This is a genomic window from Rhizobium sp. CRRU65, from assembly GCF_048551595.1.
GTDB classification, from domain to species: domain Bacteria; phylum Pseudomonadota; class Alphaproteobacteria; order Rhizobiales; family Rhizobiaceae; genus Rhizobium; species Rhizobium leguminosarum_J.
In genome coordinates, this window is record NZ_JBLYZH010000002.1 from 1 (window position 1) to 11,858 (window position 11,858).

17 protein-coding genes and 2 pseudogenes are annotated in these 11,858 nt (G+C 58.7%); 13 read left to right on the forward strand and 6 right to left on the reverse strand.

Going from position 1 to position 11,858, the window contains the following annotated elements:
* Positions 1 to 47: 47 nt before the first annotated feature.
* The gene (locus tag ACM5SV_RS03170; RefSeq protein WP_003554378.1) at positions 48 to 338 is read right to left on the reverse strand and encodes a hypothetical protein; all 291 of its coding nucleotides are present in this window, start codon (positions 336 to 338) and stop codon (positions 48 to 50) included.
* A 299-nt stretch (positions 339 to 637) separates the two neighbouring features.
* On the opposite strand from ACM5SV_RS03170, the gene ACM5SV_RS03175 reads away from it, so the two are divergent.
* A complete protein-coding gene (locus tag ACM5SV_RS03175) occupies positions 638 to 922 on the forward strand; it encodes a helix-turn-helix transcriptional regulator (RefSeq protein WP_003554377.1) in 285 nt (94 codons plus the stop codon).
* Positions 912 to 2,234: a type II toxin-antitoxin system HipA family toxin gene (locus ACM5SV_RS03180; RefSeq protein WP_003554374.1), complete on the forward strand. Its 1,323-nt coding sequence runs from the start codon at positions 912 to 914 to the stop codon at positions 2,232 to 2,234. Before ACM5SV_RS03175 ends, ACM5SV_RS03180 begins: the two co-directional genes overlap by 11 nt.
* 423 nt (positions 2,235 to 2,657) lie before the next feature.
* Here ACM5SV_RS03180 and ACM5SV_RS03185 read toward each other — a convergent pair whose 3' ends face one another.
* Positions 2,658 to 3,035 carry a response regulator gene (locus ACM5SV_RS03185; protein WP_003554372.1) on the reverse strand — a complete coding sequence of 126 codons (378 nt, stop codon included), beginning with the start codon at positions 3,033 to 3,035 and terminating at the stop codon, positions 2,658 to 2,660.
* A gap of 473 nt (positions 3,036 to 3,508) precedes the next feature.
* On the opposite strand from ACM5SV_RS03185, the pseudogene ACM5SV_RS03190 reads away from it, so the two are divergent.
* From ACM5SV_RS03190 to ACM5SV_RS03210, 5 genes and pseudogenes are all read left to right on the forward strand, one after another.
* A pseudogene (locus ACM5SV_RS03190) lies at positions 3,509 to 3,898 on the forward strand (glycosyltransferase family 2 protein); the annotation flags it as partial.
* Between the two features lie 215 nt (positions 3,899 to 4,113).
* Positions 4,114 to 4,383 carry a hypothetical protein gene (locus ACM5SV_RS03195; protein WP_012763454.1) on the forward strand — a complete coding sequence of 90 codons (270 nt, stop codon included), beginning with the start codon at positions 4,114 to 4,116 and terminating at the stop codon, positions 4,381 to 4,383.
* A 448-nt stretch (positions 4,384 to 4,831) separates the two neighbouring features.
* Positions 4,832 to 5,582: pseudogene (locus ACM5SV_RS03200) on the forward strand (IS5 family transposase).
* 239 nt (positions 5,583 to 5,821) lie between these two features.
* Positions 5,822 to 6,067: a hypothetical protein gene (locus ACM5SV_RS03205; protein ID WP_003554365.1), complete on the forward strand. Its 246-nt coding sequence runs from the start codon at positions 5,822 to 5,824 to the stop codon at positions 6,065 to 6,067.
* Positions 6,064 to 6,303 carry a DUF2934 domain-containing protein gene (locus tag ACM5SV_RS03210; RefSeq protein ID WP_003554363.1) on the forward strand — a complete coding sequence of 80 codons (240 nt, stop codon included), beginning with the start codon at positions 6,064 to 6,066 and terminating at the stop codon, positions 6,301 to 6,303. The genes ACM5SV_RS03205 and ACM5SV_RS03210 overlap by 4 nt, the downstream gene beginning before the upstream one ends.
* 16 nt (positions 6,304 to 6,319) lie before the next feature.
* Here the strand turns inward: ACM5SV_RS03210 and ACM5SV_RS03215 are convergent, their stop codons facing one another.
* On the reverse strand, positions 6,320 to 6,931 hold the full coding sequence (locus ACM5SV_RS03215; protein ID WP_003554362.1) for a PAS domain-containing protein: 612 nt from the start codon (positions 6,929 to 6,931) through the stop codon (positions 6,320 to 6,322).
* A gap of 184 nt (positions 6,932 to 7,115) precedes the next feature.
* Positions 7,116 to 7,298, reverse strand: a complete 183-nt coding sequence (locus ACM5SV_RS03220) for a hypothetical protein (protein WP_003554361.1) — start codon at positions 7,296 to 7,298, stop codon at positions 7,116 to 7,118.
* A 412-nt stretch (positions 7,299 to 7,710) separates the two neighbouring features.
* On the opposite strand from ACM5SV_RS03220, the gene ACM5SV_RS03225 reads away from it, so the two are divergent.
* The 4 genes from ACM5SV_RS03225 to ACM5SV_RS03240 all read left to right on the forward strand — a co-directional run bounded on the left by ACM5SV_RS03225 (position 7,711) and on the right by ACM5SV_RS03240 (position 9,114).
* Positions 7,711 to 8,031 carry a hypothetical protein gene (locus ACM5SV_RS03225; protein WP_003554359.1) on the forward strand — a complete coding sequence of 107 codons (321 nt, stop codon included), beginning with the start codon at positions 7,711 to 7,713 and terminating at the stop codon, positions 8,029 to 8,031.
* Positions 8,024 to 8,347, forward strand: coding sequence for a hypothetical protein (locus tag ACM5SV_RS03230; protein ID WP_003554357.1), 324 nt, complete (start codon positions 8,024 to 8,026; stop codon positions 8,345 to 8,347). The genes ACM5SV_RS03225 and ACM5SV_RS03230 overlap by 8 nt, the downstream gene beginning before the upstream one ends.
* A 358-nt stretch (positions 8,348 to 8,705) precedes the next feature.
* Positions 8,706 to 8,906 carry a hypothetical protein gene (locus ACM5SV_RS03235; protein ID WP_003554355.1) on the forward strand — a complete coding sequence of 67 codons (201 nt, stop codon included), beginning with the start codon at positions 8,706 to 8,708 and terminating at the stop codon, positions 8,904 to 8,906.
* A gap of 1 nt (position 8,907) precedes the next feature.
* Positions 8,908 to 9,114 carry a hypothetical protein gene (locus tag ACM5SV_RS03240; RefSeq protein ID WP_003554353.1) on the forward strand — a complete coding sequence of 69 codons (207 nt, stop codon included), beginning with the start codon at positions 8,908 to 8,910 and terminating at the stop codon, positions 9,112 to 9,114.
* 50 nt (positions 9,115 to 9,164) lie between these two features.
* On the opposite strand, the gene ACM5SV_RS03245 is transcribed toward ACM5SV_RS03240, so the two are convergent.
* On the reverse strand, positions 9,165 to 9,455 hold the full coding sequence (locus ACM5SV_RS03245; RefSeq protein ID WP_017996639.1) for an MOSC domain-containing protein: 291 nt from the start codon (positions 9,453 to 9,455) through the stop codon (positions 9,165 to 9,167).
* Between the two features lie 147 nt (positions 9,456 to 9,602).
* Here ACM5SV_RS03245 and ACM5SV_RS03250 point away from each other — a divergent pair, with 147 nt between their 5' ends.
* On the forward strand, positions 9,603 to 9,851 hold the full coding sequence (locus tag ACM5SV_RS03250) for a hypothetical protein (protein WP_003554351.1): 249 nt from the start codon (positions 9,603 to 9,605) through the stop codon (positions 9,849 to 9,851).
* Between the two features lie 236 nt (positions 9,852 to 10,087).
* Here the strand turns inward: ACM5SV_RS03250 and ACM5SV_RS03255 are convergent, their stop codons facing one another.
* The gene (locus ACM5SV_RS03255) at positions 10,088 to 10,375 is read right to left on the reverse strand and encodes a hypothetical protein (RefSeq protein ID WP_419425055.1); all 288 of its coding nucleotides are present in this window, start codon (positions 10,373 to 10,375) and stop codon (positions 10,088 to 10,090) included.
* Between the two features lie 109 nt (positions 10,376 to 10,484).
* On the opposite strand from ACM5SV_RS03255, the gene ligD reads away from it, so the two are divergent.
* Positions 10,485 to 11,549, forward strand: coding sequence for a non-homologous end-joining DNA ligase (gene ligD / locus ACM5SV_RS03260; RefSeq protein WP_419425056.1), 1,065 nt, complete (start codon positions 10,485 to 10,487; stop codon positions 11,547 to 11,549).
* Positions 11,550 to 11,858 lie beyond the last annotated feature (309 nt).

Consider the following 11,858-nt stretch of genomic DNA (forward strand, 5'->3'; position numbering starts at 1 on the left):
GGCACTTCGTAGTGGGGGTGGGCGGATTCTGTCAAGTATAACGCCCGTCAACCATTCCCATCAACATCGCCGTCCTCGTCGAGGCTGCGCACCGGCAGATAGGTGTTCTTCTCCATCCACTCCCGAACGATAAACCTGATCGTGTCGTTGCGCGTCATGCCGAGTTCGCCGGATAGGTCTCGCAAAGCTGCGTCCGTATCATCTTCGAAGGTGATCGATCCTGCATTGCGCAATAGGAGCGCGGCGCGACGAAGCAGGATTTGTAAGTCCGGCCGGGAGATGTCCGCAATCCGGTCGGCGGCGTCCTCAAGCAGAGCAGCGGTATCAGGTGTTTTCATGTGCGCCTCCACCCACGTCATCTTGCCGCTTGTTGCTGCCAAGCATCGAGCCCAGCCTCGGTGAGCATGTATTTGCGAGTCACGGGAGACTCCTTGCTTAATACCCGTCCATGCGCAAAATTCTGGACACAAACTGGCGATATGGCCATTTAAATGAACAAAACTTGACTTCACACCAAGCGCCATGGCATGATGTCCGCAAGGACGGGAGCAACTCTTGTCCACTCAGATGAACAACATGGGTCATAACAGTGCCCCGTCAGAGAAGCTACTCCAGAGTGACGCATCAGGCGCTCGCCATGCTCGGCAAGCTGATCCGCGTCGGGCGCGCCGAGCGCGGCCTGACCGCGCAGGAACTGGCCGACCGTGCCGGCATCAGCCGGACGACATTGTCCAGCATCGAAAAAGGTGCGCCCGGTCCTGAGATCGGCATCGTCTTTGAAGTAGCGTCCCTCGTGGGCATGCGCCTGTTCGACTATGACGAGCGCAGTCTCCAGATGCACAATACCCGTCTCGATGAAAAACTGGCCCTGCTGCCCAAGAGTGTCCGCCACACGGTGAAGGAGGTCGATGATGACTTCTAAGGCGGACGCCACGGAAGCCTTTGTCTGGATGTGGCTGCCGGGGGCAACGGAACCGGTGGTGGCGGGCCGCCTCGACCAGAATGGCGAGCGCCTGCTCTTCACCTATGGCGCCAGTTACCGCCGCCGCGAAAACGCCATTTCCGTCTATGAGCCGGAGTTACCGCTCCAGGAAGGCATTATCGCGCCGATCAACGGCCTGTCGATGGCGAGCTGCATTCGCGACTGCTCGCCCGATGCCTGGGGCCGCCGGGTTATCATCAACAGACTGACGGGCAAGAAGCCCGACGCTGCCGGCGTGCCTGAGATCAGCGAACTTACCTATCTGCTCCAGTCCGGCTCCGACCGGATTGGTGCTCTCGATTTTCAGGCCTCGGCAACTGAGTATGTCCCCCGCCATGCCGCACAGGCATCGCTCGACGAACTCATGGAAGCTGCCGCCCTCATCGAAAAAGGCGTCCCCCTGCCATCGGCGCTCGAAATAGCCCTCAACCATGGCACCTCGATCGGCGGCGCGCGCCCCAAGGTGCTGATCAATGACGGGGCGAAGAAATTCATCGCTAAATTCTCGGCAACCAACGACACCTACAGCGTGGTGAAGGCCGAATTCATCGCGATGAAGCTGGCAGCCGCCTGCGGGCTAAACGCGGCGTCCGTGGCGATGACCCGCGCCGCGCAAAAGGACTTGCTGCTGATCGAGCGCTTTGACCGCACGCACACAACGGATGGCTGGAGGAGGCACGCCATGGTCTCGGCCCTGACCATGCTGGGCCTTGATGAGATGATGGCGCGCTATGCCTCTTACGAAGACTTGGCCGAGCTGATCCGTCGCCGCTTCACGGCACCCAAGGATACCCTCAAGGAACTCTACGGGCGGATTTGCTTCAACGTGCTGTGCGGCAACACCGACGACCATGCCCGCAATCATGCCGCCTTCTGGGACGGCCGAATGCTCACTCTGACGCCGGCCTATGATATCTGCCCCCAGAGACGCACGGGTAACGAGGCCACGCAGGCCATGCTGATCAAGGGCGATGGCCGCGCCAGCACCCTCGCCACCTTGCTAGCTAGCGCGCCGGATTATCACTTGAAAGAGGCGGAAGCTGCCGCGCTGATTGAAAACCAGGTCACGATGATTGCCGCAAACTGGCCAGCGGTCTGCGCGGAAGCCGAGCTGAGCCCCGTGGACCGCAACCTGTTCGCCGGACGTCAGTTTCTCAATAGCTATGCCTTTGAGGGGCTCGAAGGTCAAAAAGCGCTGAAGGATGCCTTTCGCGCCGCACGGGATGCGCTGATCGCGGCCGGAGGCGCTTGACGATGACAGCGCGACAGCAGCTCAAGAGAGGCGATTGGCAGGGCCTTTCTCCGCTCTCTTGGCCATGTGTCATGGGCTGCGGAGCAGACTGCCGCGGGCATCAACTTCTTGGTGGCCGCCATTCATGACGGGCTGATCGGAGCGTTCCCTCTTCCCTCGGCGCTATCTCGCTTAAATTTTCCTCACCCTTGTTGAGAGGACACCAGGGAGTTTGTTGCTGTATCCGGTCAGAACCTCCCTGGTGAATGTCGATCCATGTTGGGCGTCGTGGGGAGTTCCCCGAGGGGAGCCTTCGTTGAAAAATTCGAGCATAGCCGCTTCATATGATTGCGGAGTGGGGAGGTGCATCTTTGACCGACGAAGGAATAGTGTCGGCAGCATTGGGTTCGGGTGGAGGAAACCGATCAACCGCGCCTCAAGCGTTCAGCGGAAGGTGGGCCTGCTCGCGACGCAATGCTTTCTTGCATTCTTGGCTGCCATAGACAACGCGTCCACTATTCTTTCGGGGCTCGCCCGTTTGGTGACGACAGCTCGGCCCTCCGGGTTTTCGACAAGGCCGGGGTTCAGAGTGAAATACACCACACCAAGTCCGAACCCGGAAAAGAGGGCGCGGGCAATGGACGGCCCGGTCAGTCCATCCCCAAGCCGGATGTCGATGATGGCGATGTCTGCTTCGGAACCGAGCTCCAGAGCCTCTGACATGTTCCCCGCTATGCCAGTGATTTCGAATCCGGCGTCGATCGCGACATCCTCGATCACCAGAGCGATTCCCGGTTCGTCTTCAACGATGAGCAGACGCATGTTTCGTCTCCAGGGCGGCTACAATCGGCGCGGCGCTCTCTGGCGTCGCAAATCGAAAACACTCCCCGCTACAAGCCGTTCCATGTGTAGGACTTCAGTCTCAAGCATGCCCAACTAAGGTCCGAGATCCGGATGCCTCACCGAGATCGCGCGCCCGCTCCCCGGCAGCGACCAGCGTGAACGAAGTGTCGAAGGACCAGATCTTGACGCCAGGCCCGAACGCTTCAGTTTTTCACCAACGTGCGGCTGACAGATCTACCCTCTTCTACGAAAGTAGAGGGTCTACGTCGGATCAAAGTCCGTTTGCGCCCGCAGAACAAAGTTAGAGCGTAGGCTGGCAGACGGCGTTCCAACAATGTCGGCGGCGGGGAGTCGCGAGCTCCGAATTGAATGTACGAAACGGGAGAAATCAAAAAGCAGTCCCTTCACCTGTACGAAAGTAGCTTTCTGGATGACGTGGCGAGAGATCTGCAATGCTTTCAGATGAGGATCGACGCGACACGTTTCATTCTGACCGGCCTCTGGTCTCAGTAGTTATCCCAGCCTTCAATGCTTCCACCTATATTGAGCGCACGCTTCGGTCCGCCGTGCGCCAGACCTACGACGCCCTGGAGATTATCGTTGTCAACGGCGGTTCCACGGACCACACGGCAAAACTCCTCGAGCAGATGGCGATGTCGGACTCACGAATCCGCCTTCTGTCTACCCCCAACTGCGGTGTCGCCGCCGCGAGGAACACTGGGATCGAGGCGTCATCAGGTCGATTCGTGGCATTCCTTGATGCGGACGATCTCTGGCACCTAACGAAAGTCGAAAAGCAGGTGAGCGCTCTCAACCGGTTGCCCTCGCACTGGGCTGCGGTTTCGGCGGGCCGCATATTGAAGTGTATGGTAGGCTGCCATAACAATCTCTGCACGGCGTCGGTGGCATTCCACTTCTGAGCTCTCATGAAGCGCAGCACGCACTCTTCGCTGCGCTCCGCGCCTCCGGCCGGGCCGACAGGAAACACTACCGAACGCGTCTACTGTTCATCCGAGCAACGCCATGGCTATATTCCCTGGCATCCAGGAGACTACCAATGAGCCATAATACGCCAAATGGCGGTGCATCTGTGATCACTGCGACAGCAGTGACAGCCTTGTCCCTTGCTAACGCGATCTTCATAGCCAACACGAAGGTCATGCTCAAGAAAGGCCTGATCACAAGCCGGGAAGCCCAGGTCCTTGTGCTTGAGGTCGTAGAGCTCGTGCGGCGGTCAACGGATACGTCGCAGTCGATCGCTTTCGCGGACACGCTGTGCCGAGACCTGGAACGGTTCGCTCAGGATCTCGGCGGTTCAGACGGCTAGGTTAGCGTTAAGCGCAATTCTCAGGATCGAAGCCAGCAACAGGCGTCATCCACTCGCAAAAAATGCATATAGTTGGATGAGGTTAATGGCGCAGAGGGTGGGATTTGAACCCACGACACCCGTGCAGTATGCCGCTTTCGAGTGCGGTACACTCAACCACTCTGCTTTGGTCGGTCGGCCAAAGCCGGAGGGGGCGACGTCCTGTTGCAAACCGGAGATCCCTGTAGCCTTGCCGATGATACGGACGTGAAGCAGCAACTATCCGTCTGGCGGTGAGGGACTTGGTATTGTTAAATGATCCTCCCATGATCGACTTCGTGACCATTACGGCGATTACCTGAATATGGTGTCGCAGGGATTGTTTAATTCGCGCCATCCAAACACCGCCGGCTACGGGCTGTTGAGGTTCAGGGTTTCTTCTGGGGCTTGTTTGTGATTCAAGCTGCAGATGGAACGATTTGTGCTGACGGACGCCCAATGGGCGAAAATGGAACCACATTGCCACGGCAAGCCGTCTGATCCCGGCCGAAGTGGCAGCAACAACCGGGCTTCATCGAGGCAATTCTTTGGATTGTGAGTACAGGAAGCCCATGGCGGGATCTCCCCACGGTTTTTGGAAACTGGAACACGATCTACAAACGGTATCGCGATTGGGTCAAAGCCGATGTTTTCACAAGGCTTTTTGAGGTCTGCTCAGATGAGCCTGACATGGAATATGCCATGGTTGACGCCACCATCGACAAGGTCCACCGCCACGGACAGGGCTCAAAAGGGGGACTCAGAGCCAGGCTATAGGTCGTTCGAAGGGCGGCATGACGACTAAGATCCTTGCGTTGACTGATGCACTTGGAAATCTCGTACGCTTTGTTCTTCTGCCCGGTCATCGCTTCGACACGGTGGGCATTGCTCCGCTCATCGATGGCATTGGTTTTGACGGGCTGATCGCTGACAAGGCCTTCGACAGCAACCAAATCGTCGCTGATTTAAACGAGCGTGGAGCTAAGGTCGTCATCTCCCAGCATCCACGACGAAAAGCACCTCTTCCACTCGACAGCGAAATCTACAAATGGCGGCACCTCATCGAGAATTTCTTCTGCAAACTCAAAGAGTTCAAACGCATTGCAATGCGAGCGGACAAAACCGACCAAAGTTTCAGCGCAATCATTCACCTCGCTGCAGCCGTCATAAACTCAAGATGATTCTCAACAGCCCCTAAGCAAGCATCGCGAATTTCGTCGCCGATACAATATTGCTGTTCGCTGTATAGCAACACACGCCACTTCTAAACGCCCCCTCCTTGATCGGGAGGGCGCTTTTTTCGTTTGTGACATAGCAGACAAATGACGACATAACCGGACGAAAAAACGCTGAAAACTGGCGGAACTTCCGCCCCCATTATTTGTTCTTGCATTTGCAAAACACACTGGGGTTACTACCAATGACGCAAATCCGTGAACCGGAGCGCCGGAGCAGAATGCTGCGCGGCCGCCCCTATACCCTTGATGAATTCGCTACCAAATATGGCTTGAAGGACGAGCAGGCAAAAACCCTGTTCGCCCGATTCGGGCCGTCCTCGATCGAACTTGACTTGCTGATGGCAGCCAAGCGCCGCCTACGGGTTCGGCAGGACCGACTGGTCCCGCAGGATAGCATTGCCGAAGCATCGAATGGAATGGATAAATGAGCGACAGACGCCACGAATGGATCAGCAAAAGAGCTTACGCGATTTGGGAGGAACAGGGCCGGCCTGATGGCCGCGACGCCGAGCACTGGCGCCAGGCGGTTGCCGAACGCGACGCGCTCGAGCGCACGCAGGCTTCAGTTGATGGCCGCGAGGTGCTGGTGAAGTTTCGCCCGAAACCGCAATGTCCGGCAATGCCGCGCCATGCCTGGGGCAATCCATCGACTAAGGCCGGCTGAGCGGCGTAACGCGTTTTTACGCGGTTACTCGTGTGATCATCACACGACGAAGCACCACGCTCAAAGACGTTGGCTGTGAAACGAAGATGTCCGTCACTTCCCCGCAGGCGTTTTTTATGGGCTGGTAGACGAAGTCGACATATCTGTCGAAAGAGGCGCCGCCCGGCCCTTTGATCGTTAGAAGCGCACCGAGTGCGGAATGTGGTTCTCCGGTCTGCCCGATCTCGGTCAGAGCCGCGGCGAAGCCCTGTTCCACCGCTTCCGGCAGAACCTCTGCGACAGTCCTTCCTACCGCCTCCCGGAAACCGATCAGCTCCGAGTAAGCCAGGTTGACGTATTGGAAAACGTGTTCCGGTCCGCTCAACATCGCCATGAAACCCGGCGCGTTCTCGAACATCTGGCGATAGCGCTCGGACTCCGACACAAGGCGCTGGCGCGCTCGCACGATTTCCGTCGTCTCCATCACGGTGTCGATCATGCCGAGAACCTTGGCGTTCTCATCACGGATCGGACTGTAGCAGAAGGTGAAATACGCAGTTTCAGCCTGCCCGTGTCGCGTGGTTTCGAGCGGAAAGTCTTCGTGGTAGACGGTTTCGCCCGACATTGCCTTTTCGGTGATCGGCCGCAAATCCTCCCAGTTCTCGCTCCAGGATCGTCGAAGGACTTCACTCCCTGTTGATCTCCGTCCGCTCGATGCCAGCGGTGCAAAACCTCAACGCAGACGTCTGCAGCGCGTCACGGGGGTGTCGGCGCGATGCGGGTTTCGAAAGGCTAGGCGGCTCCGGAGGATCACCGGCGCCATCGCGCGATGGTCAGCCGCCGCCGGGAGAAACGCTTTCGTCTTCACGGTCGGGAAGTGCGCCCGTGCCAGGCGTCTTGCTTTCGTCCGTCTGTTCCTTAGTCGCGTGTGGACCGGCAGCCGGTAGCCCCTGCCCATCGACCTGCTTCTTCCCTGTCTCCTCGATCGCCTCCTGGGCCGTCTTGTCCTTGTCCATGCTTGTACTCCATGCCTCGGTAGGAGGAAATCCGCCGTGCTCTCGATGGTTCCGGCCAACGGCCCAATAGTTGCGGATCTGTTAGCGGCGTGCCAATCGGCGTCATCGGCATGGAACGTCAAGCAGGAGCTACAGAACGCCCAGTATCCGCAGGCACGGCCAGACTAGGGCGGGCAATGTGCGGCTATGCGATGATTCTTCCTTATGTCGAGCCGCAAAAGCGGTCTCTCCCGCGCCTGAGGAATTGAGACGCCCGCTGACAGGCCGACCGATCGGTTCTATGATGGCGGCGACAAGGACTGCCGCTTCCCGACCTCCTCGTCCCCCCTCCTTGGTAGACCGCTACGGTGCAGATATTGACTCCGGAGTGAATTGGAACAAATAAGGAACATTTCTTTGTCGGAGCGATGCCATGTTGGACAATGTCAAGAAACCCGCAAAAAAGAAATCGGCCTTCGACGCCTGGTGGTCTGCGCTTCCGCTGACTATTCGCGAGAGCAACGACGAGGCGTTTGCACGGCGATGTTTCCGCGCCGGCCAAGCCGTAGGCTCCCGACCCGCCAAAAACAAGTATAAGCTTCGAGCGGGCAGGTTGGTCGTGTCCGTCTGGGCGACCAACAGTAGGGACGCGGCGAGGGAAGCGGCCATCGAGCTGGATTACCGGGTCGCAAAAGCGGGCAAGCGGCCGCCGGGTTCGGGGTGGAAGTTGACGCCCGTCGCCGACCATGCCTGAGATCCATCCGGTCAAGCGGCTGCGGCTCTGGACGGTGAGGGCCGCCGCGGATCAGGGGCAGATACTTGTGGTGACATGCAATCTCTGCCGGGTGACCCACAACTATATCCCTAGGGATATCGAAGAGCTTTGCGGCAACCTTTCCCTCGACAGACTGCTTCAGAAGTTCAGGTGCGACGGCTGTGGCAAGAAGAACTACCTGCAAATGAAGCTACATTTCCCGCACGGGAGCGAGTACGGAACGCTGAAGGTCCGCAGGCTGAAGCGGATTCGCACGGTTGCGGTGCCGGTCTGGAACGACGAGTTTCTCAGCTAGAATGGACTGCACCCGACGCGCCGGATTTGCATGCGGTCAAGTGCTTTTTCGCGTAGGATGTCGTAGCCGTTCGATGCCCCCGAGATCCGGCGCCCCGTGCGCCCAACCAGCGTCGGAGATGCGACTGAAGTTTGATAAGGCCGCCGGTGTCACCTCGACGACAGGTTGACCGAGGCGATCGGAAGCCCCTTCTCGTCGAGACCTACCGCGGCTCGCCGTCGGGTGGAGGGAGGGTGATGGTCTCCTCGTTTGAACGCGACACCGAACCTTGGGTGGGCGCTCAAAGTTCCGGCGTGGCGACGAGGAGAAGGGAACATCCATTGATGACGAAGGTTACCTAGCAGAAGGAGTAAGCATCATGGGAATGAACAAGCCGAAGGACGGTGCACCGGGCACCACGGACCAGTCGCCGCGATGGGAAGGTCCCCAGGAAAACACGCCGCGAGGATATCTGCCCGCCAAGGACGATCCCGACCGTGCGGAAGACGCCAATGGCGAGACCAATGCCGACCCCGAGGTCAAGAAGATCTCGGACGGGCTGAAGCAGAAAGGCGAGTGAGATGTCCGACGTCGAGAAGGATGCCAAAGGCCAGTTCGCCAAGTCGATCGGCGACAGAAAAGCGACGGGCGTGGCCAGTGCCAAGCCGACAGTCCTCACCGGATCGGAAGATGCGACGGAGCACAAGACGCCGCCAGGTAAGAAGCCGGTGAAAGAATGGGATCTGAACTACGATCCCGGTGACATGAACGAAGGTCAGACGCGGTAGGCGAGGATGCCGGATGAGCGCGAGGTCGGGGACGACACGAAGACCCGGCGTTAAACGACCCCAAGCGGAATCAGCGGCGGGACGGGCAGCTCGACGACAACGGCGTCGCCGGGCGCGACCACGCCCCCCTTGAGAACTATCGTCATCACACCCGTCTTCCTGACGAGTTCGCCGTTCGGCCCTTTGCTGACAACGGTTTTGAGCAGCCCCGGCTGGAACGTGTCGATCTGGGAGCACGGGTTGCGCAGACCCGTAACCTCAAGTTCGACGTCCGCACCCAGCTTCAGCACCGTCCCGCGTGGAAGCCCCAGTAGGTCGACGCCGCGCGCGGTTCCGTACAAGAGTTAGAGAAGCGGATCGCCGGTGACTTGGCGGAGGTTCGCGGCAACCGTCCGCAACCGTACTGATGGTTGGCCTTGGGAGGTTAATGCACTACCGTTTCCTTATCGCGATCCGGGCGAGCTGTTGCGACGCTCAAGGAGAATGATATGGCTGACTTCAATCTCTCACTCCAGATGGACGACGTGAACGTGCTTTCGGATGCCATTCGGATTTGGTGCCGGCACAATCGCGCCGCGCCAACGGAACAATCAATGCAGCTGCTTTGCAGCGCGGCGGTCGACCTCTATAATCAAGGACACAGGACGCGCGAGGAGTTGGTCACGCTTCTGATCACGAAGTTTGATAGCCCTCACTCGCTGCAGGTAAACGCGCCAACGTCCACGTCTCATCATTGAAGGTAATATCGGCCGTGAATGCGGAACGCCGGCTTGCCGGTGTCGCTCAGCCCATCTCCTGGAACGTCGAAGCCAATGGGCCGAAGGCCAAAAAAGCCCCGCCTTAGGTAGGACGGGGCTAGTTTGGGTTCGGCGGACCGCATATTGAAGTGTATGGTGGCTGCCATAACAATCTCTGCACAGCCCGACTCCCTACGATCGGCGGAGCCAATAGTTCCCATGCCGAAAAACTTTTATCAGCCTTTCGGCCGACCATGCAATTCCAACAATTTCTCGTAGTGCTCCTCGACCCTCCGGCATGCCTCCCGGGATGTTGTCTCCCATCCGCTATGAGACGCGATATGCTCTCGCACCCAAGGGATGTGGGTGATGTTCCACTTCCACATCCCCATCTTGCCGCGGCTCATTTGGTCCAACTGGATTCGGCCGAAGGACTGCTCGCCGTCGAACCCGCTGAAGTCTTGGTGTCCTTCTCCCGGCCAGGTCTCGCGCCATTTGTATTTTGGTTGATACTGATCTGGCACCGGGTAGCCTCCGACCGTCGAGCGTGTCGCTAAATGTTCTCGACTTAGGCGGAGTCAATAACACGAATTGGGCAATTGCTTTTTAAGGCATTGCTGATGGGATGGCGGCATGACAAAGCCGCCGAAACCAAAGCCGCTCCTGGAGGATGCTGACAAGCCGGTTCGATCGCGGCCGCGCAAGCCGCGAAATCCTGCCCAGCCGAACCTCCTCCTCGACCCCATGCCGGATCGCATCGATCCATGCCTTGCTCTCCTGAAGCCGAAGCCGCCCAAAGGGCCGCAATGGGCCTTCGAAGTGAAATGGGATGGCTATCGCCTGGCAGTGCATATCGAGCCGACGGGCATTCGCATCCTGACGCGCGGCGGCCACGACTGGACGGATCGCTTCCCGGCAATTCAACAAGCGGCCCTGTGGCTTCCGGTTGGCACGGCAATCCTAGATGGCGAGGCCGTGGTTCTCGACGAGCAGGGCCGGTCGGATTTCGGCTTGCTGCAACAATCGCTGGGCGGGCGGGGCGGCAAGAAGAGGTCAAGCGACGCCATCTTCATGGCTTTTGATCTGCTCTATTTCGACGGTCACGACCTCAGGAATTCCGAACTCGACATGCGCCGGCACCTGCTCGCGGATTTGGTGCCAACCGGCGAGCAGGGAGATATCCGGCTCTCAGAGGAGATCGAGGCCGACGGCGATCAGCTGCTGGCAAGCGCCTGCGAACACGGGTTGGAAGGGATCATAGCCAAGCGCCGGGACGCGCCTTATCGTTCCGGCCGGCTTGGAGACTGGCTGAAGATCAAATGCATCCAGAGCGACAGTTTTGTGATCGTCGGTTATGAGCGATCCACAGTAGCGCGCGCCGGGATCGGCCGGCTGCTGCTCGCCGCGCGCAAAGGAGACGACCTCGTCTATGTCGGAGGAGTGGGGACCGGCTTCAATGAACGATCCGCCGCCGAGCTCCGGGAGCAGATGGACAAGCTGATTATTGGCAAGGCTACTGTGGATACAGGACGGAAGCGAAATGCAGTCTTCGTCGATCCGAAGATTGTTGCCGAGATTGAATATCGAGCCTGGACCCATGACGGGAAGCTGCGGCATGCGTCGTACAAGGGGCTCCGCGATGTGCAGGACAATGCGATTCCTTACCAACCACGCGGACGCCCGGGCGACCGTGGTTGAGGAATTCGATCCCCTCTGCTTCGAGGACGCGTTGAACGACCTGAACGTTTGCTGCACGACCGGCGATCGGTCCGTTTCCCAAACTCTCCATGTTCCGAATAGTGTTGACGTTCAAGCCGGTCTTCTCTGCGAGCTCTTTCTGCTCAATTTCCGCTGATTAATGACGGGACGAAGAAATTCATCGCTAAACTCCCGGCAATCAACGACACCTACAGCGTGGTGAAGGCCGAATTCATCGCGATGAAGCTGGCAGCCGCCTGCGGGCTTAACCTCCTTAAGCAGAAGGGTTCCTGTCGATGTTCAACGGCG

Bases quoted from the DNA above. Each gene is read 5' to 3' on its own strand.
- ACM5SV_RS03170 (WP_003554378.1), bottom strand. From the start codon at position 338: ATGAAAACACCTGATACCGCTGCTCTGCTTGAGGACGCCGCCGACCGG.
- ACM5SV_RS03175 (WP_003554377.1), top strand. From the start codon at position 638: ATGCTCGGCAAGCTGATCCGCGTCGGGCGCGCCGAGCGCGGCCTGACC.
- ACM5SV_RS03180 (WP_003554374.1), top strand. From the start codon at position 912: ATGACTTCTAAGGCGGACGCCACGGAAGCCTTTGTCTGGATGTGGCTG.
- ACM5SV_RS03185 (WP_003554372.1), bottom strand. From the start codon at position 3,035: ATGCGTCTGCTCATCGTTGAAGACGAACCGGGAATCGCTCTGGTGATC.
- ACM5SV_RS03195 (WP_012763454.1), top strand. From the start codon at position 4,114: ATGAGCCATAATACGCCAAATGGCGGTGCATCTGTGATCACTGCGACA.
- ACM5SV_RS03205 (WP_003554365.1), top strand. From the start codon at position 5,822: ATGACGCAAATCCGTGAACCGGAGCGCCGGAGCAGAATGCTGCGCGGC.
- ACM5SV_RS03210 (WP_003554363.1), top strand. From the start codon at position 6,064: ATGAGCGACAGACGCCACGAATGGATCAGCAAAAGAGCTTACGCGATT.
- ACM5SV_RS03220 (WP_003554361.1), bottom strand. From the start codon at position 7,298: ATGGACAAGGACAAGACGGCCCAGGAGGCGATCGAGGAGACAGGGAAG.
- ACM5SV_RS03225 (WP_003554359.1), top strand. From the start codon at position 7,711: ATGTTGGACAATGTCAAGAAACCCGCAAAAAAGAAATCGGCCTTCGAC.
- ACM5SV_RS03230 (WP_003554357.1), top strand. From the start codon at position 8,024: ATGCCTGAGATCCATCCGGTCAAGCGGCTGCGGCTCTGGACGGTGAGG.
- ACM5SV_RS03235 (WP_003554355.1), top strand. From the start codon at position 8,706: ATGGGAATGAACAAGCCGAAGGACGGTGCACCGGGCACCACGGACCAG.
- ACM5SV_RS03240 (WP_003554353.1), top strand. From the start codon at position 8,908: ATGTCCGACGTCGAGAAGGATGCCAAAGGCCAGTTCGCCAAGTCGATC.
- ACM5SV_RS03250 (WP_003554351.1), top strand. From the start codon at position 9,603: ATGGCTGACTTCAATCTCTCACTCCAGATGGACGACGTGAACGTGCTT.
- ligD (WP_419425056.1), top strand. From the start codon at position 10,485: ATGACAAAGCCGCCGAAACCAAAGCCGCTCCTGGAGGATGCTGACAAG.